The 22,920-nt window shown below is 63.4% G+C and carries 22 protein-coding genes; 21 read left to right on the forward strand and 1 reads right to left on the reverse strand.

Annotated elements, in window-relative coordinates:
- Positions 1–24 precede the first annotated feature (24 nt).
- Entirely contained in the window at positions 25–372 is a 348-nt protein-coding gene (locus NP945_RS02025) for a RidA family protein (protein ID WP_023810158.1), read from the forward strand.
- A 50-nt stretch (positions 373–422) separates the two neighbouring features.
- Positions 423–1,211, forward strand: coding sequence for a FadR/GntR family transcriptional regulator (locus NP945_RS02030; RefSeq protein WP_256745440.1), 789 nt, complete (start codon positions 423–425; stop codon positions 1,209–1,211).
- A 42-nt stretch (positions 1,212–1,253) separates the two neighbouring features.
- Here the strand turns inward: NP945_RS02030 and NP945_RS02035 are convergent, their stop codons facing one another.
- Positions 1,254–1,517, reverse strand: a complete 264-nt coding sequence (locus tag NP945_RS02035) for a hypothetical protein (RefSeq protein WP_128308765.1) — start codon at positions 1,515–1,517, stop codon at positions 1,254–1,256.
- Here NP945_RS02035 and NP945_RS02040 point away from each other — a divergent pair.
- From NP945_RS02040 to kdpB, 19 genes are all read left to right on the forward strand, one after another.
- Positions 1,501–2,211 (forward strand): SDR family oxidoreductase, encoded by a 711-nt coding sequence (locus tag NP945_RS02040; protein WP_127321703.1) that lies wholly within the window; start codon positions 1,501–1,503, stop codon positions 2,209–2,211. The two genes, NP945_RS02035 and NP945_RS02040, sit on opposite strands and share 17 nt — an antisense overlap.
- Positions 2,212–2,222: 11 nt before the next feature.
- Positions 2,223–2,972, forward strand: coding sequence for an SDR family NAD(P)-dependent oxidoreductase (locus tag NP945_RS02045; RefSeq protein ID WP_127321702.1), 750 nt, complete (start codon positions 2,223–2,225; stop codon positions 2,970–2,972).
- 96 nt (positions 2,973–3,068) lie between these two features.
- A complete protein-coding gene (locus tag NP945_RS02050; RefSeq protein ID WP_023810154.1) occupies positions 3,069–4,019 on the forward strand; it encodes a LysR substrate-binding domain-containing protein in 951 nt (316 codons plus the stop codon).
- A gap of 86 nt (positions 4,020–4,105) precedes the next feature.
- Positions 4,106–5,140, forward strand: a complete 1,035-nt coding sequence (locus NP945_RS02055; protein ID WP_127267661.1) for an amino acid ABC transporter substrate-binding protein — start codon at positions 4,106–4,108, stop codon at positions 5,138–5,140.
- Between the two features lie 82 nt (positions 5,141–5,222).
- A complete protein-coding gene (locus tag NP945_RS02060) occupies positions 5,223–6,386 on the forward strand; it encodes an ABC transporter permease subunit (RefSeq protein WP_127267662.1) in 1,164 nt (387 codons plus the stop codon).
- A 3-nt stretch (positions 6,387–6,389) separates the two neighbouring features.
- Complete coding sequence (locus NP945_RS02065; RefSeq protein WP_127267663.1) at positions 6,390–7,469, forward strand: amino acid ABC transporter permease; 1,080 nt, start codon at positions 6,390–6,392, stop codon at positions 7,467–7,469.
- Between the two features lie 11 nt (positions 7,470–7,480).
- A complete protein-coding gene (locus NP945_RS02070; protein WP_372337952.1) occupies positions 7,481–8,245 on the forward strand; it encodes an amino acid ABC transporter ATP-binding protein in 765 nt (254 codons plus the stop codon).
- 32 nt (positions 8,246–8,277) lie between these two features.
- On the forward strand, positions 8,278–9,708 hold the full coding sequence (locus tag NP945_RS02075) for an FAD-binding oxidoreductase (RefSeq protein ID WP_256745441.1): 1,431 nt from the start codon (positions 8,278–8,280) through the stop codon (positions 9,706–9,708).
- A gap of 95 nt (positions 9,709–9,803) precedes the next feature.
- Positions 9,804–11,474 (forward strand): thiamine pyrophosphate-binding protein, encoded by a 1,671-nt coding sequence (locus NP945_RS02080; protein WP_256745442.1) that lies wholly within the window; start codon positions 9,804–9,806, stop codon positions 11,472–11,474.
- Positions 11,471–13,564: a hydantoinase/oxoprolinase family protein gene (locus NP945_RS02085; protein WP_256745443.1), complete on the forward strand. Its 2,094-nt coding sequence runs from the start codon at positions 11,471–11,473 to the stop codon at positions 13,562–13,564. Before NP945_RS02080 ends, NP945_RS02085 begins: the two co-directional genes overlap by 4 nt.
- Positions 13,561–15,180 carry a hydantoinase B/oxoprolinase family protein gene (locus NP945_RS02090; protein ID WP_256745444.1) on the forward strand — a complete coding sequence of 540 codons (1,620 nt, stop codon included), beginning with the start codon at positions 13,561–13,563 and terminating at the stop codon, positions 15,178–15,180. The genes NP945_RS02085 and NP945_RS02090 overlap by 4 nt, the downstream gene beginning before the upstream one ends.
- Positions 15,177–16,379 carry a pyridoxal phosphate-dependent aminotransferase gene (locus NP945_RS02095; protein ID WP_128363403.1) on the forward strand — a complete coding sequence of 401 codons (1,203 nt, stop codon included), beginning with the start codon at positions 15,177–15,179 and terminating at the stop codon, positions 16,377–16,379. Before NP945_RS02090 ends, NP945_RS02095 begins: the two co-directional genes overlap by 4 nt.
- Before the next feature lie 3 nt (positions 16,380–16,382).
- Positions 16,383–17,195 carry an NAD(P)-dependent oxidoreductase gene (locus NP945_RS02100; RefSeq protein WP_127329451.1) on the forward strand — a complete coding sequence of 271 codons (813 nt, stop codon included), beginning with the start codon at positions 16,383–16,385 and terminating at the stop codon, positions 17,193–17,195.
- 355 nt (positions 17,196–17,550) lie between these two features.
- The gene (locus NP945_RS02105) at positions 17,551–17,775 is read left to right on the forward strand and encodes an alkylphosphonate utilization protein (RefSeq protein ID WP_013529641.1); all 225 of its coding nucleotides are present in this window, start codon (positions 17,551–17,553) and stop codon (positions 17,773–17,775) included.
- Between the two features lie 257 nt (positions 17,776–18,032).
- Positions 18,033–18,335, forward strand: a complete 303-nt coding sequence (locus NP945_RS02110) for a DUF982 domain-containing protein (RefSeq protein WP_127269540.1) — start codon at positions 18,033–18,035, stop codon at positions 18,333–18,335.
- A 448-nt stretch (positions 18,336–18,783) separates the two neighbouring features.
- On the forward strand, positions 18,784–18,873 hold the full coding sequence (locus tag NP945_RS02115) for a K(+)-transporting ATPase subunit F (RefSeq protein WP_032808122.1): 90 nt from the start codon (positions 18,784–18,786) through the stop codon (positions 18,871–18,873).
- A gap of 20 nt (positions 18,874–18,893) precedes the next feature.
- Positions 18,894–20,597 carry a potassium-transporting ATPase subunit KdpA gene (kdpA, locus tag NP945_RS02120; protein ID WP_256745445.1) on the forward strand — a complete coding sequence of 568 codons (1,704 nt, stop codon included), beginning with the start codon at positions 18,894–18,896 and terminating at the stop codon, positions 20,595–20,597.
- A 7-nt stretch (positions 20,598–20,604) separates the two neighbouring features.
- Positions 20,605–20,820: a hypothetical protein gene (locus NP945_RS02125; RefSeq protein WP_256745446.1), complete on the forward strand. Its 216-nt coding sequence runs from the start codon at positions 20,605–20,607 to the stop codon at positions 20,818–20,820.
- Positions 20,817–22,910 (forward strand): potassium-transporting ATPase subunit KdpB, encoded by a 2,094-nt coding sequence (gene kdpB, locus NP945_RS02130; RefSeq protein ID WP_256745447.1) that lies wholly within the window; start codon positions 20,817–20,819, stop codon positions 22,908–22,910. The genes NP945_RS02125 and kdpB overlap by 4 nt, the downstream gene beginning before the upstream one ends.
- Positions 22,911–22,920: the final 10 nt, after the last annotated feature.

Consider the following 22,920-nt stretch of genomic DNA (forward strand, 5'->3'; position numbering starts at 1 on the left):
AATCCAGTGATCAATATCTCGCCAGTGAGCGACATCCAGCGCTTCGACTTCGATACCCGCATCCACCATGGCGTCATCCATAACGGCACGCTCTACCTCACCGGCCAGGTCGCGAGGCCCGGCCAGTCCGCGGCCGACCAGATGCGCGAGGTGCTCGGCAAGATCGATGCGCTGCTTGGCAAGGCGGGCACGGACAAGACCCGCATCCTTCATGTGCAGATGTGGCTGGACGACATCAGGGATTTCGACGAGGTCAATGCGGTGTGGGACGCCTGGATGCCCGGGGAGCACGCACCGGCGCGCTCATCGGGCGAAGGACGGATGGCGAAGCCCGGAATGCTGGTCGAGCTGATCGTCACCGCGGCGGTTTGAATGGTCCTGCCGGTTCGGGCATCATCCCGAATCTGGCGAGAGGGAGACTGATGACGAAGCGCAAGCCGCTTTCCACCGTCGTGGCGGAGAGCCTGTCCGAGAAGATCCGTTCCGGACAGCTGCTGCCCGGCGCGCAATTGCCGACTGAGGCGGAGCTTTGCGCCGAGTACGATGTCAGCCGCACCGTGGTGCGGGAAGCTGTGGCGCGACTGCGTTCCGAAGGCCTGGTGGTGCCGCAGCAGGGGCGCGGCATGTTCGTCAGCGAGACGCCGGCGCCGCGCAACTTCTCGATACCGGACGAAGCGCTCAGGACCTTGCCGGAAACCATTGCGCTGCTCGAGCTGAGGTTGAGCGTCGAGGTGGAGTCGGCAGGATTATGCGCGGAACGGCGCACCGATGCGGAAGCCAGCGCGATCCGCACCTTGATGGAACAGGTCGACGCCCAGCAGGCCGATCCCGCCGTCGTCCAGATCCACTACGACTATGATTTCCACCTGGCGATCGCCAAGGCGGCACGAAATGAATTCATGCACGGTTTCCTAAGCTATCTCGGGCCGATGATCGTGCCGCGCTTCCAGCTCGGCTATGTGGTCACGCCCGAACTCAAGGACAGCTACTACGCGCGCATACACAGCGAACATAAGACAATCGTCGACGCCATCGAAAGGCAGGATGGCCGCGCCGCCCGCCAGGCCATGCGCAAGCACCTGCACAACAGTCTCGGGCGGGTGCGCGCCCTGGCCCGAGCCTCTGGCGTGGAGGCAATCGAAGCCGAGCAGAAGGCGGCGGCGGCCTCACTTTTCACCGACATGAAAAGGCCTGTCTCGACGGGCGGATGAGGCCTCGCGAATTCGATCGCATCGGCGCGCCTGGGCCGAAAATTAGACATCCATTGCGAAAGCCGTGTTTTTTGTTCCGTCACCGGCTGCGCGGGTTTCCCAAGGGCTGAAGGCGCCAGCTTGCCAGCGTTTCCCTGGGTTTTCGGCTGCTGCGGTTATCCGAACACCCCAAGGGATTTTGGGGGCATCCGAAATTTTCGAAAGTTTATCTTTCCTTTTTGCTGGTTTTCTTGGTTTCGCGGCATCGGCCCGGGCCGCAAACTGAAAACAGACAATCAGGAAAGCCCACGTGACGACAGCCTTCATCACCGGTGCGACGAGCGGCATAGGGCGGGCCATCGCGATCGCGCTGAGCGACGCCGGCTACGACGTCTATGCGGTCGGGCGCAGCCAGGCCGCGCTCAAGGAGCTGCAGGCACAGCGGCCCGGCATCGTGCCGATTGCCGTCGACGTCACCGACCGCGAGGCCCTGGAAGCGGCCCTGGCGGATCTCACCATCGACGTGCTGATCAACAATGCCGGGGTCATGCCGCCGCTCGGCAACTTCGCCGATATGAAGATCGCTGACATCGACACCACGCTCGAGGTGAACCTCAGCGCGGCAATCCTGCTCACGCGCCTCGTCGTCCCGCAAATGCGCGAGCGGCAGTCCGGGCATGTATTGTTCACCGGCTCCACGGCGGGCCACGCGGCATACTCCAACATTGCCGTCTATTCAGCGACCAAGGCGGCGATATCAGGCTTTGCAGCAGCGCTGCGCGCCGACCTCTCCCCATCGGGCGTACGCGTCACCGAGATCGTTGCCGGCCGTGTCGAGACGCAGCTCTACCAGGACATCCTCGACGCCAACGCGCGCGCAGCCATGTACGCCAGCAAAGTGGTGCAACCGGATGACGTGGCCAGGATGGTCGTCGCTGTGCTTGGGCTCCCCGCATGGGCCGACGTTACCCGTTTCGACATCATGCCGACTTGGCCAACCTCGCCAAGCGGTACCAAGTAAGGAAAACTGGGATGAAAGATCTTTCCGTTCTGATCGTTGGCGGTGGTGCCGGCCTCGGTGCCCTCTTAGCCGAGATGGCTGTCGAGGCCGGAGCGGCAAAGATCGGCATCATCGACATCAACCAGGAAGCCGCCGAGTCCGCGCTGGCGACCGCGAAGGCCAGGGGACTGCCTACCGCAACCGCTCTTTGCGACATCCAGGTAGGCCCACAGTGCCACGCCGCATTCGAGGCGATCGTTTCGAAACTCGGGCGCGTCGACACGCTGATCAATTGTGCCGCGATATACCCTCGCCGCCCGCTCCTCGAAATCACCGACGCCGACTGGGATGCCTCCAACGGCATCAACATCAAGGGCACCTACCACATGATGGTGGCGGCGGTTCGCCACATGCAATCGCAGGAGCCGAAGAGCCACGTCCGCGGGCGGATCGTGAACCTGACCTCGGTCGACGCCTTCAAGGCGCATCCGCAGAACGCTCACTATGCGGCGACCAAGGCCGCCGTCGTCAGCCTTACCCGATCCTTTGCCCATCACGTGGCGAAGGACGGCATTCTGGTGAATTCGGTGGCGCCGGCGGGCATGGCGACGGAGAAGGCGAAAGCGCTCGGCTTCCTGGAGGAACTGGCCAAGGCGAGCCCGCTCGGCCGCGGTGCCGAGCCAAAGGAGATTGCCGAATGGGTGCTGATGACGGGCAGCCCCAAGAACACTTACATGACCGGTGAAAACGTAATTGTTTCAGGTGGTTACATATACGCCTAAGCCTCTTTCGCCGCGGGCGACTGAACTCTGGCAGTGCATGACCGAGGCAGTGCATGACCGACCGGAACACAAGCAGGGAAAGGAACGGAATTTTCGATGACCGGCAAGCTGCGCCTCCCCTCGCTGAATGCTCTGCGCGTGTTCCACGCGGTCGCGCAGCACAAGAGCTTTCGGCAGGCGGCGGATGAATTGCTGGTCACGCCGCAGGCCGTCGGACAGCAGATCAAGCTTCTGGAGGATACGCTCCAGGTAACGCTGTTCGAGCGTAAGGGCCGGTCGATCGAACTGACCGAGTCGGCCATTCTTCTGTCGCACTATGTCAAAGCCGGCTTCAACGAGTTTGCCGAAGGCGTTCGCCGCGTCACCAAGTCGAACTATCGGGACCGCATCAACCTGAATGCGAGCCCATACTTCGCCACGCATTATCTCCTGCCGCGGCTTTCGTTGTTCCGGGAAATCTTGCCGGGCGCGGACCTGCGCCTGACGACCATGGTCGACCTGCCCGATTTCGGGCGCGACGATATCGATATGACGGTCCAGTGGGGCTACGGCAACTGGTCCGACTATGAAACCACGTTGCTGGTGCCGGATCCGAAGATCATCTGCTGCACGCCGGCGATCGGCGAAAGGATCAAGTCGGCGCATGATCTGACACAGTTCACGTTGCTCGACACCGTCAAGTCGAAGCGTCTGTGGCCGGACATATTGCGCCACCTTGGCGTGGAGCTGACGGACGGCGACCGCAGCATCAGCTTCGACGACGCCGCGACCATGCGCCGGGCGACCTTGCAAGGCATAGGTGTGGGCTTGGTTTCCGTTATCGACGCCGAGGAAGATTTCCGGGCGGGCACGCTGGTCGCGCCGATCGGCCGCGACGCCATTGCCGATATGAAGCCGGAGGAAGTCCCGGGCTTCTATCTTGTCGTCCCGCGCGGACATCTGCGCGTGAAGGCGGTCGCGGCACTTCACCGATGGCTGGCTCAGCAGGATTGGCGCGGCGACCTCACGATTTCCTCGTTACCGAAACCGGCCCCGCTTTCCGACTAGAAGCGGCTTCGAGACCGAGGCCCGAAAGACGCCTTTCGGGCCTCCAACAACAAGAAACCAAACAACCTCAACAGTGGAGACGGAACATGAAAATGATGAAATGGGGGGCTTCGGCCCTGGCCCTTGGCCTCGTGCATTTTGCGGCGCCGGCGGAAGCCGCCGGCGGCAAGACGCTCGAAACCGTCAAGGCACGCGGCATGCTGAACTGCACCGGCCATGACGGCTCCTATCTCGGCTTCGCCGAGGTGGACGACAAGGGCAACTGGAAGGGCATGGACATCGACCTCTGCAAGGCGGTGGCCGCGGCCGTGTTCGGCGACCCTGCGAAGCTGAAAGTCGTTCCGATCAGCTGGGCCCAGCGCTGGCCGGCCCTGCAGTCCGGCGATGTCGACATCATCGTCAAGGCCTCGGGCGGCACGCTCAGCCGCGACACCGAACTTGGGCTGCAGTTCTCCATGTCCTACTATCTCGGGACCACCAAGGTGATGGCGCACAAGGAGCTGAACCTCAAGTCGCTCAAGGATGCCGCCGGCGGCACGATCTGCATTCCCGCCGGCACCTCGCAGGAACAGCAGGTCGCTGCCTATACTGCCAAGCTCGGCATCAAGCTCGAACCGGTGCTCATCGAGAAGACCGAGGAGCTCGAGCAGGCCTATTTCTCGGGACGCTGCGATCTTTATGCGCAGTGGGGTCCGACACTGGCCATTGCGCGCATCGCCAAGAGCAAGGTCGACGACCATGTCATCCTGCCCGACGTGCTCGCCGTCGAGCCTGAAGTCATGATCATGCGGCAAGGCGACGACAACTGGGTCGACATCGCCAACTGGACGCTGAGCACGCTGATCTTTGCCGAGCAGGAAGGCATCACCTCGAAGAACGTCGACGAGATAAAGGCCAAGCCGACTTCACCGCAGGTCGCCAAATTCCTCGGCGTCACGCCAGGCATGGGCAAGGGTCTCGGGCTCTCCGACGACTGGGCCTACAAGGTGATCAAGAACGTCGGCAACTACGGCGAAATCTTCGATCGCGATCTCGGCAAGGACTCGCCCTACAAGATGGATCGCGAACTGACCAATTTGTGGAACAATGGCGGTGTCCTGTTCCCGCTGGTTGTTGATTGATCCGTTCTGAACGCATCCCGCTCCAGGTCCCGCCCGGCTCCCGCCGGGCGGGACCGCGCGGCAATTCGGGAAGGATTTCTGAATGGTCAGCCTGCTGAGAAATCAAAAAGTCCGCAACGCACTGTTGCAGATCCTGTATGTCGGCTCGATCGCCGCGATGGTGCTTGCCGGCATTGTGATCGCCAGACAGAACCTGGCGGCGCAGGGGATCACCTCCGGATTCGACTTCCTGTTCAAGTCGACGGGCTGGGACCTGAACTTCTCGCTGCTGCCCGCCACGGCCAACGACCCTTATTGGTGGTACTTCCTCATCGGGATCATCAATACGCTGTTTCTGGGAACCGTCGGCCTGACGCTGGCGACGATCGTCGGAACGATCGTCGGCCTGGCGCGGACATCCTCGAACGAATTGGCCCGGCTGCTCGGCCGCACCTATGTGGACATCTTCCGAAACATCCCGCTGATCCTCCAGGTTTTTTTCTGGTATGCCGTCATCACCCATCTGCCGACGCCGCGCGCCGCGCATGAGGGATGGGGCTTTCTCCTCACCAGCCGGGGGCTTTACATCCCGTTCCCCAATATCAGCAGCGCCGCGCTCGCTGCGGCGACATTGGCTGTGATTGCCGCCATCGCGCTGCCGATCTGGCTGGGCAGGACATCGCGCCTCAGCCTGCCGGTCGGCCAGCGTGGCGGCATTCAGCTTGCCGGCACGGCGGCGGCACTTGCCTGCGCGGCCATCGTTCTGGTGGCCGGCCGCCTGGCCGACTCGCCGCTACTCGATTTTCCGGCGCTGCAAGGTCTCAATCTGCGAGGCGGCCTGCGCATTCCGCCGGAGTTTGCGACACTGGCCATCGCGATCGCCATCTATGGCGGCTCCTACATCGCCGAGATCGTGCGCGGCGGGTTCAAGGCTGTCGGAAAGGGCCAGGTCGAGGCGGCTCTTTCCCTGGGCCTCGGCCCGTGGCGGGTCTTCATGCTGGTGCGGCTGCCGCTGGCACTACGCGCCATGCTGCCAATCCTCGCCAACCAGTATGTCTGGCTGATGAAGGCGACCACAATGGGCATCGCGGTGGGCTTCACCGATTTCTTCATGATCGTGGCGCTGACGATCAACCATTCCGGCCAGACAATCGAAGCGATCGGCATCCTGATGGCTGGCTTCCTCGTCATCAACCTCAGCCTCGCCGCCATCTTCAACCGCATCAACAAAGCAATCGCCCTCAAGGGCAACCAGTTGAGGGGGTGAGGGATGGAAATGGTCGTTGTCGCCCCTCCTGCCATTGGCAAGATCGAGGATCTGAGGCGGCGCTTCTTTGCGACGCCCCTGCAGGCATTGCTGTCGCTGGCTTCCCTGGCGGTCATGGTCTTCCTGGCCTGGAAGCTCCTGAATTGGGCGGTTTTCTCGGCTGTCTTCACGACGAGCGGCGGACCCGAAGCCTGCCAAGCGGCGGCGGGAGCCTGCTGGTCGGTCATTGCCGCGCGATGGCGCATCATCCTGTTCGGCCTCTATCCCTATGACGAGCAGTGGCGGTCGGCCCTGGCTTGCCTGATCGTCGTGGTCATGACGGTGCTAAGTTGCGTTCCAGCCTTCTGGACGGGTCGCCGCATCGCACTCGTATGGGGAGCCGGAACGGCGCTTTTCTACGTGCTGATGAAGGGCGGCGTGCTTGGTCTGCCCTATGTCGGCGAGGAGGCCTGGGGCGGACTGGCGCTGACCCTGTTCATCTTCGTGACCACCTGCCTGATCGGCTTCCCGCTGGCGATCTGCCTGGCGCTGCTGCGCCGCTCCGGCCTGCCATGGATTTCCCGTACCACCGGCCTCATCATCGACGGGGTGCGTTCATTGCCTCTGATCTCGATCCTGTTCACCTTCGCCATCGTGCTGCCGTTCGCACTGCCGCAATGGCTGGTGGGCGACAAGCTGTACCGGGTGATCCTGGGCTCGGCCCTGTTTTTTTCCGCCTACCAGGCGGAGATCGTCAGAGGTGGGATGCAGGGCGTTCCCAGTGGGCAAGAAGAGGCAGCCATGGCGCTTGGCATGCGCTATTGGCAGCGCGTCGGCCGCATTCTTCTACCGCAGGCCATGCGCAATGCGCTGCCGGCGACGATCAACCAGTTCGTGATCTCGTTCAAGGAAACCTCGCTGGTGATCATCGTCGGCTTCTTCGAGATCCTGGCCTCCGGCAATGCCGCCTACGGCACCGGCGAGTGGCGCTTCGCCTATGTCGAGGTCTATGCCTTCATCGCCTTCATCTACTTCATCTTCGTGTTCAGCCTGTCCCGCTATGGCGCTTTTCTCGAGCGCCGTATGTCGGTCGGCGAACGATAGGGGGCGTTTACGTGATTTCAGGAAACCCGCCCCGATCCAGCGGCCCCGCGGTGCTGATCGAAAATCTCGACAAATATTACGGGACATTCCAGGCGCTGCGAAAGGTGAGCTTGTCCGTGGATCGCGGCGAGAGGATCGTCGTCTGCGGCCCGTCCGGCTCCGGCAAGTCCACCATGATCCGCTGCATCAACCGTCTGGAGCAGCACAATGGCGGCCGGATCACCGTGCTCGGCACCGAACTCAACGACGATGTCGGCAACATCGACGGGATCAGGCGGGAAGTCGGCATGGTGTTCCAGCACTTCAACCTGTTTCCACACATGACGGTGCTGGAGAACTGCATGCTCGCGCCCATGATCGTGCGCAAGGTGCCGCGCGCGGATGCCGAGGCGACCGCCCGGCGCTATCTGGAGAAGGTACGCATTCCCGAACAGGCGATGAAGTATCCCGGTCAGTTGTCCGGCGGCCAGCAACAGCGGGTCGCGATAGCGCGTGCCCTTTGCATGCAGCCCGAGATCATGCTGTTCGATGAGCCGACCTCTGCGCTCGACCCGGAAATGATCGCGGAAGTGCTCGACGTCATAGTCACGCTCGCCTCCGAAGGCATGACAATGATCTGCGTCACGCATGAGATGGGTTTTGCGCGCCGGGTTGCCGACCGGGTAATTTTCATGGATGGAGGCGAGATCGTCGAACAGGCGCCTCCCGATGAATTCTTCACCTCCTCCCGCAACGAGCGCACGCGGCAGTTCCTGTCGCAGGTGCTTGGTCACTGATCGATGCAACGATCCCGCGTCAGGCCGCAGCCATGTCCGTGACTGATCCCGTCACCGCCTTGCGCGAGATGCTCGGACCGAAAGGCTGGCTTTCGGGCAGCGATGCAAGGCCCTATCAGCGCGATTGGCTCGATCGCTACGGCGTCGCGGCTCTGGGCGTGGCCAGGCCTGCGGATACCTCCGAAGTGGCCAGTGTCGTAAAGACATGCCACGCGGCCGGCCTGGCGGTCGTGCCGCAAGGCGGCAACACCGGGCTTTGCGGCGGCGCCGTCGCCGATCGGCCGGATGCGGTGATCGTTTCGCTTTCGCGCATGACGGCGATCGGCAAACCGGACTTGGACAGCGGCTCGATCCTCGTCGAGGGGGGAGCCGTGCTTGCCGCGCTGCACGAGGCGCTGGAACCGCACGGCCTGATGTTTCCGATGCATCTCGGCGCGGAAGGCAGCGCCAGGATCGGCGGCCTGGTCGGCACCAATGCCGGCGGCAGCCAGGCGTTCCGGTATGGCATGATGCAAGACCTCGTGCTTGGCCTGGAGGTCGTGACCCCTGACGGAGCGATATGGAACGGGCTGCGCGCGGTGCAGAAGGACAATGCCGGCTATCAGTTGCGCAAGCTCTATTGCGGCGCGGAAGGAACGCTTGGCATCGTGACGCGCGCGATCCTGCGGCTCTACCCGATGCCGCGGCGGCAGGCGAGCGCGCTTGTCGTCATGCCCGATTTCGCCGCGGCGGTTTCGTTTGGCACCTTTCTGCGGGGCGAGGCGGGGGAATTCCTGACCGGGCTCGAGTTCTTCTCCGACATCGGGCTGGGACTGGCCCTGAAACACCTGCCCGACCTAGCCTACCAGTTGGAGGCACGCGGCGAGGTCTATGTGCTGGTCGAACTGGCATCGGGCGCCCCCCGCGTTCCGCTCGACGAGATACTGGCTTCGGCGCTGGAGTGGGGGATGGAGCAAGGCCTGGTGCTGGACGGAGCATTGGCGGCGACGGGCGCGCATCGCGCACAATTCTGGCGGCTGCGAGAAGAGCAGCCGGAAGGACAGAGGCTGGAAGGAGAGCAGCTGAAGCACGACATCTCGGTGCCTCCGGGCGCTATCGCCCGTTTCGTCGAGGCCGGCGCAGAGATCTGCGACGACATTCTTCCCGGCGTGCGGATAAACCCGTTCGGGCATCTCGGCGACGGCAACATCCACTACAATCTGTCGCCGCCGAAAGGCCGCGCCGATTTTGACGGCAAGGCCGAGCGGTTCGCCGAGGCGCTATCGTCGCTCGCCACGCAAATGGGCGGCAGTTTCGCGGCCGAGCATGGACTTGGCCGCGCAAAGATCGCCATGGCCGACCGAAACCGCAGTCCATTGGAAAGCGAACTCATGGCGCGGCTCAAGGATGCATTCGATCCACGGGACACGATGAATCCGGGCGTGCTGGTGCGCGCTGCTCGGCAAAGAAAAACTTTCGAATAGACGGCATTTCTTGATTTCGCCCCGAACCGCCTGCGTGCACCTATGAACCGAAGGCAGGCTCGATCGACCTGCCGCCAAAGTGAGGATGTCGAAGCATGATCCGCAATGGCGGCCGCCTTCTCGTCGAGTGCCTGATCGGGCTTGGCGCGACCAGGAGCTTCGGCGTGCCCGGAGAAAGTTATCTGGCCGTCCTGGACGCGCTGCACGACACGCAGGGAAAGCTGGACTACACGCTTTGCCGCAATGAAGGCGGCGCGGCGTTCATGGCCTCGGCCTACGGCAAGTTGACCGGCTCGCCAGGCATCTGTTTCGTGACGCGCGGCCCAGGCGCCACCAACGCCAGCATCGGCGTTCACACGGCCATGCAGGACAGTTCGCCGATGATCCTGTTCGTCGGCCAGGTCGGCACCGACATGAAGGGCCGCGAAGCGTTTCAGGAAATCGACTACCGGGCGGTGTTCGGCACGGTCGCCAAATGGGCGGTCGAGATCGACGATGTCGCGCGCCTGCCCGAGATTGTGGCGCGGGCATGGACGACCGCATTGACCGGACGACCTGGTCCCGTCGTGGTCGCGCTGCCCGAGGACATGCTGACCACCATGACCGAAGCGGCTCCGCTCAGCGCACCGGCGGCCATTTTCGAGCCGGCGCCGGCGCCGGAAGCGATCGCTTCGGCCTTCAGGCTGCTGGCCAAGGCCGAGAGGCCGGTCCTGCTCATGGGCGGCGCCAACTGGACCGTGGACGGACGCGCGGCGCTACAGGCTTTCGCAGAGGTTTCCGACATCCCTGTCGTGGCGGCCTTTCGCTATCAGGACCAGTTCGACAACCATTCGCCGGTCTTTGTCGGCGAGGCCGGCGTCGGCATGGTGGCGCATGTCAAAGCCCTGCTCCGCGACGCCGACGTGATCCTGGCCGTCAATGTGCGTTTTGGCGAGATGACCACGGACGGCTATACGCTGCTGTCCGTGCCGGTGCCGCGCCAGAAACTGATCCATGTCCATGGCTCCGATCGCGAGATCGGCAAGATCTATGTGCCGGCCATCGGTATCCATGCCGGGCCGAACGCTTTTGCCCGGGCGTTGACGCCCGTCAAAGGCGGCTGGGCGGACTGGCGCGCCGCGGCCCGCAAAGCCTATGAAGGGACATTCGGCGCGCCCGTCCAGCCCGGCCCGGTGGACATGGTGGAGGTCAGCGCCTGGCTGCGCGCAAACCTGCCTGCCGACGTCATTCTCACCAACGGCGCCGGCAATTTCACCGTCTGGCCGAACAAGTTCTTCAAGTTCGGGCCGGACGCACGGCTGCTCGCCCCGCAGTCTGGCGCCATGGGCTACGGCCTGCCGGCGGCAATTGCCGCCAAGGTTGCGTTTCCAGAACGCACGGTCGTCTGCTTTGCCGGCGACGGCGACTTCCAGATGAATTGCCAGGAACTCGGAACCGCCATGCAGGCTGGCGCGCAGCCGATCGTGCTGATCCTCAACAACGGCATCTACGGCACGATCCGCGCCCATCAGGAGCGCCACTATCCGGCGCGCGTTTCGGGCACGTCGCTCGAAAACCCTGATTTCGTGACACTGGCAAAGGCCTATGGCTTCCATGCCGAGCGGGTCGAGGCGACGCGCGATTTCGCGGCGGCGTTCGATCGGGCGCTCGGATCCGTGACGGGAGCGGTCCTCGACATCGCCATATCTCCCGAAGCGCTGACGCCCCGACAGACCCTTTCCCAGATGCGTGACGCCGCGCTCGCTTCCCAGAAGGCCAAGGCATGACCTCCAAAGACGACATCCGTCTCGGCGCGGACATCGGCGGCACGTTCACCGACGTCGCGCTCGACCTCAGGGGAACGATCTTCTCCACCAAGGTATTGACCAATTACGCGGCGCCCGAGCAGGCGATCCTGGACGGCATTGCCGTCGTCACGCGCGATGCCGGTATCGCGCTTGCCGAGATCGGCATCATCATCCACGGCACGACGCTGGCGACGAATGCGCTCATCGAACGCCGTGGCGCCAAGACCGCACTGGTCACCACCGAAGGGTTCCGCGATGTCATCGAGATGCGGACCGAAAACCGTTTCGAGCAGTATGACCTCGACCTGCAGCTGCCGGCGCCGCTAATCCCGCGCGAGCACCGTTTCACGGTAAAGGGCCGGATCGGTGCGGAAGGCCAGGAGCTTCAACCGCTCGACGAAGCCGCCCTGGAAGGCATTGCCGACCGGATCGCGGCCGGCGGTTTCGGCTCCGTGGCGATCGGCTTCATCCATGCCTACACCAACCCTGATCATGAGCGCCGGGCACGCGCTATCCTGTCCCGCAAGCTTACCATCCCGATTTCGATCAGCGCCGAAGTCTCGCCGCAGATGCGCGAGTTCGAACGCTTCAACACGGTCTGCGCCAACGCCTATGTGCGGCCGCAGATGGCGGACTATCTCGCGCGTTTCCAGACTCGCTTGAAGGAGATGGGCGCCGAGTGCCCGGTCTTCATGATCCATTCGGGGGGCGGTCTGATCTCGGTGGAGACGGCCTCGGAATTTCCCGTGCGCCTCGTTGAGTCCGGCCCGGCCGGCGGCGCCATCTTCGCCGCCGACATCGCCAGGCGATTCGGCCTGGAAAAGGTCGTCTCCTATGACATGGGCGGCACCACTGCAAAGATCTGCCTGATCGAGGATTATGCGCCGCGCACCGCCAGAACCTTCGAAGTGGCGCGTACCTATCGCTTCTGCAAAGGTTCCGGCATGCCGATCTCCATTCCCGTGATCGAGATGATCGAGATCGGCGCCGGCGGCGGCTCGATCGCCTGGGTCGACGCCATGGGCCGCATCCAGACCGGTCCCGAAAGTGCCGGATCGGAACCTGGCCCGGCCTGCTACGGCCGCGGCGGCAGGCGCCCGGCCATCACAGATGCCGACCTGGTGCTCGGCAAGCTCGATCCCGACAATTTCGCTGGCGGCGCCATCAGGCTGGACACGTCCGCATCCGAACAGGCGATCCTGCGCGATGTCGGCGAACGCCTGTCGCTCGATGCCATGGCGACGGCCTTCGGCATCTGCGAGGTGGTGGACGAGAACATGGCCAATGCCGCCCGCGTCCATGCTGTCGAAAACGGCAAAAACATTTCCGACAACGTGATGATCGCCTTCGGTGGCGCGGCCCCGCTTCACGCCGCAAGGCTTTGCGAGAAACTCGGCATCGACCAGTGCATCGTCCCCAAGGGCGCGGGCGTCGGATCGGCGATCGGCTTCCTCAAGGCTCCGTTCGGCTACGAAGCCCTGGCATCCCGGCTGACGCGGCTGTCGCAGTTCAAGCCGGCCGAGGCCAATGCTTTGCTCGATGACCTCAAAGTGTCAGCCGAAAGCTTCGTGCGGGCAGGGGCCAACGGTACAATCACATGCGAAATCACCGCCTTCATGCGCTACGCCGGCCAGGGCTGGGAAATCCCCGTGCCGCTGCCGGACGAGCCGTTCGGCAATGATGCCGCAACCACGCTCGAGGATTTGTTCCAGGCGAATTACCAACGCTTCTTCGGCCGCGCCATCGAAGGACTTGGCGGCCTGGAGATCGAGATCGTCACCTGGTCCGTGAAGGCGACGGATGTCCGGCCTCCTGTCGCCAGGCACGAGCTGACCACCGGCAAGCGGACCACTCAGCCGGCAACAAGCCGCGCGGTGTTCGATCCGGCCAGCGGTGCGCCGCGGACCTATGGCATCGTCGAACGGGAGGGGCTGTGCACCGGCGATCGGGTGGCGGGCCCGGTCATCATCGTCGAACGCGAGACGTCCACCGTCGTCACCACGAGCTTCGACGCCGTCATCCAGAGCGACGGCGCGATCCTTCTGATCCGCAAAGGCAGCCAGGCATGAGCGACATCAGTGAAATCCGCATGCAGGTCATGTGGAACCGGTTGATCTCGGTGGTCGAGGAGCAGGCCCTCACCTTGCTGCGCACGGCTTTCTCGACATCGGTGCGCGAATCCGGCGACCTGTCGGCGGGCGTGTTCGATCCCCGCGGCCAGATGCTGGCACAGGCGGTGACGGGAACGCCCGGCCATGTCAACACCATGGCCGAGGCGGTGCTGCATTTCATGAACGAAATCCCGCGCGAAACCATGTTCGAGGGCGACACCTACGTCACCAATGACCCCTGGTTGGGCACGGGCCACCTGCACGACATCACCATGGTGTCGCCGTCGTTCCTGAACGGCGAATTGGTTGCGTTCTTCGCCTGCACGGCGCATGTGGTCGATGTCGGTGGGCGCGGCTTCGGCGCTGACGGCAAGTCGGTCTACGAGGAAGGCATCCAGATCCCGATCATGAAGTTCGCGGAGAAGGGCAAGGTCAATCTCGATCTCGTCAGGATCCTGCGCACCAACGTCCGCGAGCCGAACCAGGTCGTCGGCGATTTCTATTCGCTCGCCGCCTGCAACGAAGTCGGCCACCGACGCCTCGTCGACATGATGAAGGAGATCGGCCTGGCATCGCTGGACGGGCTTGGCGAGTTCATCTTCTCGCGCACACGCGACGCCATGGTCGAACGCATCAAGGCGATGCCCAAAGGCAGCTGGTCGAACGCGCTGGTGACCGACGGCTACGACGAGCCGGTGAAACTCGCGGCGACCGTCACGGTTCGGGACGCCGGCGTCGAGGTCGATTTCACCGGTACCGACCCGATGAGCCGATGGGGCATCAACTGCCCGATCATCTACAGCAAGGCCTATGCCTGCTACGCGTTGAAATGCGTGGTGGCGCCCGATATTCCTAACAATGCCGCGTCGCTCGCCTTCTTCACCGTGTCGTCTCCGGTCAACATCCTGAACGCCGTGCGGCCGGCGCCGGTGGCGCTCAGGCACATCTTCGGCCATATGGTTCCCGATCTGGTGCTCGGCGCGATCGCCAAGGCGATGCCCGGCAAGATCCTTGCCGAGGGCGCCGGCGCACTGTGGAACATCCATATCTCGGTTCGGCCGGTCTCCGGCGGTTCGGGCCGCCGCGCCGAGGTGTTGATGTTCAATTCCGGCGGCATGGGCGCGCGCCCCGGCCTCGACGGATTGTCGGCGACGGCCTTCCCCTCCGGCGTCCATACGATGCCGATCGAGGCAACGGAGCACACCGGGCCGATCGTCATCTGGCGCAAGGAGCTGCGGCCCGATTCCGGCGGCGACGGCGAGTTCCGCGGCGGGCTCGGGCAGGTTATCGAAATCGAGGCGATCGAGGGCCATGAATTCGATTTCTCGGCCATGTTCGACCGCGTCAATCATCCCGCCCACGGGCGCAACGGCGGCGGACCTGGAGTGGCCGGCGTGGTCAGGCTGGACGATGGCACGCAGATGCGACCCAAAGGCTGGCAGCATGTTCCGGCCGGCCGTCGGCTGATCCTCCAATTGCCGGGCGGCGGCGGCTATGGCGATCCGTCCAAGCGCAGCACCGAGGCGCGGGCGAACGACCGCTCCAAGGAATACATTTCGGAGAACGGCAAATGAGCTACATTGCCTCGCGCCTGTCTGCGGTGAAGCCTTCGGCGTCCATGGCTGCTTCGCAAGCAGCCAAGGCCCTGCGCGCCAAGGGCGTCGACGTTATCGATCTTGGCCTGGGCGAGCCGGATTTCCCGACACCGAGCCATATCATCGAAGCGGCGCATTTCGCCGCGAAGGCCGGCCAGACGCTATACACGGGTGCCGCCGGCACGGCCGAGGTGCGCGAAGCCGTGGCCGGCAAGTTCCGCCGCGAAAACGGACTGGACTACACGGCGGACGACGTCGTCGTGGCCAATGGCGCCAAGCAGATCATCTTCAACGCGCTGATGGCGACGCTGGAGTCTGGTGACGAAGCGATCCTGCCGGCGCCCTACTTCGTCTCCTATCCCGAGATGGTGAAGCTGCTCGGCGGCACGCCTGTCGTTATCGAGTGCCCGGAAACTTCCGGCTTCCGGCTGACGCCGGAGCTGCTCGAAAAAGCCATCACTCCAAGGACGAAATGGCTGTTCCTCAACATGCCCGGCAACCCCTCCGGCGCCATATATTCGCAATCGGACCTGCGGGCACTCGGAGCGGTTTTGGCAAGGCATCCGCAGGTGCTGGTGCTTTCCGACGAGATTTACGAGCACATCCTGTTCGACGGACGCGACTTCGTCTCCTTCGGCAAGGCTTGCCCGGAACTCAGGGACCGCACCCTGATCGTCAACGGCGTCTCCAAATCCTATGCGATGACCGGGTGGCGTGTCGGCTATGCCGCCGGGCCGGCGCCGCTCACCAGGGCGATGGCGATCATCCAGAGCCAGTCCTGCACGTCCGTCTGCTCGATCGCGCAAGCGGCGACGGTGGCCGCGCTCAACGGCCCCCAGGACGAGGTGGCACGCTTTCGGCAGGCGTTCGAGGCGCGCCGCGACCTTGTCGTCGACGGCATCAGGCGGATCAACGGTCTTACGCTTTCGCCACCGGAAGGCGCCTTCTATGCCTATATCGGATGCGCCAGCCTGATCGGCCGCAGGACCCCAAAAGGCGTCGTGCTCGAGGACGACACGGCAGTGGCGAATTATCTCCTGAACGAAGGGCGCGTGGCCTCGGTGCCGGGCGCCGCCTATGGACTTTCCCCCTATTTCCGCATCTCGACCGCGACCGGCGAAGAGGTGCTGACCGAAGCGATCGCGCGCATCAACGCCGCCGTCGCGCAAGTGGAGTAAATCATGCCGCATTACGAACGCATCCTGATCACCGGCGCGGCCGGCCGCCTCGGTTCGGAACTGCGAAAGGGGCTGGTGCCGCTGGCAAAAACGATCCGCCTGGCCGGCCGCGAACCGTTCGGCGATCTTGCTCCACACGAGGAAGAAGCGGTCTTCGACCTCGCCGATATGGAGGCGACGTTTGCCGCCACCAAGGATTGCGATGCGATCGTGCATTTCGGCGGCGCACCACTCGAATGCGAATGGCAAACCATCCTGGATTCCAGCATCCGCGGCTCCTATCACATCTACGAGGGCGCCCGGAAACACGGGGTGAAACGAGTCATCTATGCCTCCTCCGTGCATGCCGTCGGCTATCACGAGGTCGAGGCGCATATCGGCGTCGACGCGCCGGTGCGTCCCGACAGCCTCTATGGCGTGTCGAAGAACTTCGTCGAGAGCCTGAGCCGGCTTTACTGGGACAAGTTCGGCATCGAGACGGCGTGCCTGCGCATCTTTTCGTCCTTCCCCGAACCGGCGGACCGTCGCATGCTGTGGTCATACCTCTCCTTCGCCGATTGTGTGCGTCTGGTCGAGGCAGCTCTCACCGCGCCGCGCGTCGGCCATACGATCTCCTTCGGCCTTTCCGACAACAAGGTGAAAACGGTCGACAACAGCGGCGCCAACCATCTGGGGTTTTCTCCGCAGGATAGTGCCGAGCCGTTCCGCGCAGCGGTCGAGGCGAAGACGCAGATTCCGGATCCCAAGGCGCCATCGGTGAAGTATCTGGGCGGGTGGTTCTGCGAGCTTGGCCATCCGGACGACAAACAGGCGTAGCTGCCAATCCGCTCGATGGCGCAGAGCGGAAGCCGAGATGCGGCAGGCGACGGATTCACGCGTGGTGGCGGAGATCGAGGAGGTTGTCGGCGGCGCCGGCTTCGATGTGCCACGCCGACCACGGTCATGGATCAGATCTGGCAGCGGTACCTGCAGACGATGCCGGACTTCCCCCAAGCGTTCATCCACCTTGGGCGTCGAAGACTTAGGCATTTACGTGCTGAGCGTCTTCTCGTCGCACATGTTTCACGCCGCCCACCAGATGGGCCCCCTGAAATATTGACGGTTGCCGGTCGTCATCGGTTTTGGGATTCTCATCTGATCTGGTAGTGGGATCCAAATCACAGGAGATGGCATGCCGAACGATGTAATCGTGCGCGACAGCAATGGCGCTCAATTGAATGACGGTGATTCCGTAACGCTGATCAAAGACCTCAAAGTCAAAGGCACTTCGGAGACGATCAAGCGCGGCACGTTGGTGAAGGCCATCCGCCTGAACGGCAATCCCGGCGAGATCGAATGCAACACCAAGCAAGTGAAAGGCCTGGTGCTCAAGACCGAGTTCGTGAAGAAGGCGTGAGCCTCAAGGCGGCAAGCGATCTCGATGGCTCCTTCGGGATTTGGAGAGCCTGCCGTCGCCAAGGGGGCTGCGGAGCGTTGAGCGTCCGGCACGCGATCGTTGCGCTGCGAATTGATAACTTCGCCGACCAGGCACAATCAAAAAAATCGCCAAGTCCCAAGCTGGAACCTCCGGCCTCGTTGCGCGTTTCACGGCGTCCCGTTCGCGGACCCGCCCGGATATCTCTCCAACCGCGCGAAAAACCAGGAGCCCGCTTCATGCACGACAAGCTGTTTCATTCACCGGTCGCACTGTCGGTCGGCCTCGGCTTCAAGCGCGAGATTGCCTCGCTGGCCGAAATGCACGATTTCCTCACCAATTGGACGACCTCCCGCCGCGGCCCGCTTTACCGAAACGCGGTGGAGACATGTGATCTGGCCGTTCCAGGTTATGTGAGCGTCGAGCAGGCGCGCCGGGCGTTGCTCGAATTCGCGCAAGCCGCCGGCATCCTGTGGCCGGACCTCGAGCCGGTGGCGGGCGTGCACGCCGTTGCGCGTGGCTATGGCGGCTACGCCGCCTGAAGATTGATGTTCTCCGTGGCGGCTAAAGCCACACCACCATAGAAAGCCCGGCTGGCCCTCAGCCGGGCTTTCGCGTTTCCGGCAGCTCGCAAGGAAATCGCAATCCTGTAGCCGTGTGTCTTGGGCGACAATCCCTGCGTGGAGTGTCGGGAAGAGACCGCGCAAAAATCTTTATGAAATTCCTATTTCTTTCCACTGCGCCCCGTCTCGAACCTTTATGGCGATCGGGTCCATATTCCTTTCAGAAAATACAACCGGTTCCGTCGCCAAAGATGCGACGGGACACTTTCGAGATATTGCGAACTCTCCTGTCAAATCCGCAAAGTACAAAAGAACAAAAGGAATAAACACAATGGATATGGCCGTTATCGGAATCGGAATTTTGTTCTTTGCCCTTTGTTTCGCCTACATAAAATCTTGTGACGCGCTCTAGAGCGAGGCTGAAAAAATGATCGTCGACTATATTCTCGGTGGCGGCGTTACGCTGTTCCTGCTCGCCTACCTGACATACGCCCTCGTTCGTCCAGAACGCTTCTGAAGGCACGGAAAGCCACACCCATGACACTGAACGGTTGGATACAGATCCTGGTCTATTGCGGGATCGTCGTTTTGCTGGTGAAGCCGCTCGGCGGCTACATGCACCGCGTCTTCAACGGCGACCGCACGCTGCTTTCGCCGGTCCTTCGCCCGCTTGAGCGTGGGCTTTATCGTATTTGCGGAACCAGCGAACGCGAGGAACAGCACTGGACCACCTACGCGGTCGCCCTACTGCTCTTCAATCTCGCCGGCTTCCTGGTGCTTTATGCCCTGCAGCGCCTGCAGGGCAGCCTGCCTTACAACCCTGCCGGCATGACAGCGGTTGAACCAGGGTTGGCCTTCAACACCGCCGCCAGCTTCATGACCAACACCAACTGGCAGAACTATGGTGGCGAGAGCACGATGTCCTATCTCGTGCAGATGGCCGGGCTGACGGTGCAGAACTTCGTTTCGGCGGCCACCGGCATTGCCATCGCCATTGCGCTGATCCGCGGCTTTGCCCGGGCGTCCGGCAAGTCGATCGGCAATTTCTGGGTCGATATGACCCGCTCCACACTCTATCTGCTGCTGCCGTTCTGCATCGTGCTGACGCTGGTCTATGTCTGGCTCGGCATGCCGCAGACGCTCGGCGCCTACGTCAACGCCACGACGCTGGAAGGCGCGCAGCAGACCATCGCCGTCGGCCCGGTCGCTTCGCAGGTGGCCATCAAGATGCTCGGCACCAATGGCGGCGGTTTCTTCAACGCCAATGCCGCGCACCCGTTCGAGAACCCCGACGCGATCTCCAACCTGATCCAGATGGTGTCGATCTTCGCCATCGGCGCCGCCTTGACCAATGTCTTCGGCCGCATGATCGGCAACCAGCGCCAGGGCTGGGCGATCCTCTCGGCCATGGGCGTCATGTTCATCGCCGGTGTCGCCATCTGCTACTGGGCGGAAGCCGCCGGCAACCCGCTGGTGCATGCGCTGGGCATCGACGGCGGCAACATGGAGGGCAAGGAGAGCCGCTTCGGCATCGCCCTGTCGGCGCTGTTTGCCGTCATCACCACGGCCGCTTCCTGCGGCGCCGTCAACGCCATGCACGGCTCCTTCACCGCGCTCGGCGGCATGATCCCGATCATCAACATGCAGCTTGGCGAAGTCATCGTCGGCGGTGTCGGCGCGGGTCTCTACGGCATCCTGATGTACATCGTCATCGCCGTCTTCGTCGCCGGCCTGATGGTCGGCCGCACGCCCGAATATCTGGGCAAGAAGATCGAGGCCAAGGAGGTCAAGATGGCTATGCTGGCCATACTGTGCCTGCCGCTGGCGATGCTGATCTTCACGGCCATCGCCGTCGTGCTGCCGACCGGCGTGGCGTCGATGGGCAATGCCGGCCCGCACGGCTTCTCGGAAGTCCTCTATGCCTACACTTCGGCGGCGGCCAACAACGGTTCGGCCTTTGGCGGCCTCAGCGGCAACACGCCCTGGTACAACATCACCATCGGCATCGGCATGCTGATGGGACGCTTCCTGGTCATCATCCCGGCGCTGGCCATTGCCGGCTCGCTGGTGGCGAAGAAAACGGTTCCGGCCTCCGCCGGCACCTTCCCGACCGACGGCCCGCTGTTCGTCGGGCTGCTGGTCGGCGTCATCCTGATCGTCGGTGGCCTCACCTTCTTCCCGGCGCTCGCCGTCGGGCCGATCATCGAGCACCTGGCGATGGCTCACGGGCAGACCTTCTGAGACCGTCATGTCCTGGTTCAATGCCATACGCCGCAAGGTCGGCCACAGGGACGATCACGGAAAGGAGGAGAGACCTCCTCCTTTCCCGACCCTGTCGACGTTTCTCGGCCTTGCGGCAGTCATGCTCGTCCTCTGGCTGCTGGCCTACGGGCCGCCGCATTTCCTTTCGGCATCCAATCATCGGGTGCCGTCCAACAACACCGAAGCTGGAGCTTCAAAATGAGCAACTCGAAATCAGCCAGCATCATGGATGCCAGCATCCTGCTTCCCGCCATCGGCGGCGCCTTCCGCAAGCTCGATCCGCGCACGCTGGCCAGAAATCCGGTGATGTTCGTCGTTGCCGTCGTCTCGGCGCTCACCACGGTGCTGTTCGTGAAGGACCTGGTCACCGGAGGCGGCAATCTCGGCTTTACGCTGCAGATCATCATCTGGCTTTGGTTCACCGTGCTGTTCGCCAACTTCGCCGAAGCGGTCGCAGAAGGCCGCGGAAAGGCGCAGGCGGATTCGCTGCGCAAGGCACGCACCGAGACCCAGGCCAAGCTCTTGACCGGTGAGGACCGCACCAAATACAAACTCGTGCCCGGCACCAGCCTCAAGGTCGGCGATGCCGTCCTGGTCGAGGCCGGCGACATCATCCCGTCGGACGGCGAAGTGGTCGAGGGCGTCGCGTCGGTCAATGAGGCGGCGATAACAGGCGAATCGGCGCCGGTCATCCGCGAATCCGGTGGCGACCGTTCGGCGGTCACCGGTGGCACCCAGGTGCTGTCAGACTGGGTCCGCGTCCGCATCACCGCCGCCTCCGGCCATACCTTCCTCGACCGCATGATCTCGCTGGTCGAAGGTGCCGAGCGCCAGAAGACGCCGAACGAGATCGCGCTCAACATCCTGCTCGTCGGCATGACGCTGATCTTCGTGCTGGCCACCGCGACGATCCCGAGTTTTGCCTCCTACTCGGGCGGCTATATCTCGGTGACCGTTCTGGTGGCGCTGTTCGTCACCTTGATCCCGACCACGATCGGCGCGCTGCTTTCGGCCATCGGCATCGCCGGCATGGACCGCCTGGTGCGATTCAACGTGCTGGCCATGTCGGGCCGCGCCGTGGAGGCCGCAGGCGACGTCGACACGCTGCTGCTCGACAAGACCGGCACGATCACACTCGGCAACCGCCAGGCGACGCAGTTTCGCCCGGTCAAGGGCGTCACCGAACAGGAACTGGCCGACGCGGCTCAGCTAGCCTCGCTCGCCGACGAGACGCCGGAAGGCCGCTCCATCGTCGTGCTGGCCAAGGAGAAATACGCCATCCGCGCCCGCGACATGGCAACGCTGCACGCCACTTTCGTGCCCTTCACAGCGCAGACCCGTATGAGCGGCGTCGACATCGATGGTTCGTCGGTGCGCAAGGGCGCCGTCGATTCCGTGCTTGCCCATGTCAACCAGTCGGCAGCTGCCGCCCATGGCACGCGCCCAAGCAGCGAATCCATCCGCGATCTCCAGTCCATCGCCGACGAGATCGCCAAGTCCGGCGGCACGCCGCTGGCGGTCGAACGCGACGGCCGCCTGCTCGGCGTCATCCACCTCAAGGACATTGTCAAGGGCGGTATCCGGGAGCGCTTCACCGAACTGCGCCGCATGGGCATCCGCACGGTGATGATCACCGGCGACAATCCGATGACGGCAGCAGCCATCGCCGCGGAAGCCGGCGTCGACGACTTCCTCGCGCAGGCCACACCGGAGGACAAGCTGAAGCTGATCCGCGACGAACAGGCCAAGGGCAAGCTGGTGGCCATGTGCGGCGACGGCACCAACGATGCACCCGCCCTTGCACAAGCCGATGTCGGCGTCGCCATGAACACCGGCACGGTTGCCGCCCGCGAGGCCGGCAACATGATCGATCTCGACAGCGATCCGACCAAGCTCATCGAGATCGTCGAGATCGGCAAGGCGCTCTTGATGACGCGGGGTTCGCTGACGACCTTCTCGATCGCCAACGACGTGGCCAAGTATTTCGCCATCATTCCGGCGATGTTCGCCGTCTTCTACGTCGCACCGGGACAGACGACCGGCCCGCTGCAGGCACTCAACGTCATGCATCTGGCGACGCCGCAAAGCGCCATCCTGTCGGCCATCATCTTCAACGCGCTGATCATCATCGCGCTGATCCCGCTGTCGCTGAAGGGCGTCAAATATCGCGCCATCGGCGCCGGCGCGCTGCTCAGCCGCAATCTTCTCGTCTACGGCCTCGGCGGCCTCATCGTGCCTTTCGTAGGCATCAAGGCGATCGACATGATCGTCACCGCGCTTGGCCTTGCTTAAGGAATTACGC

Origin of the sequence: Mesorhizobium sp. LMG17149 (assembly GCF_024518695.1) — a bacterium.
Classification (GTDB): Bacteria; Pseudomonadota; Alphaproteobacteria; order Rhizobiales; family Rhizobiaceae; genus Mesorhizobium.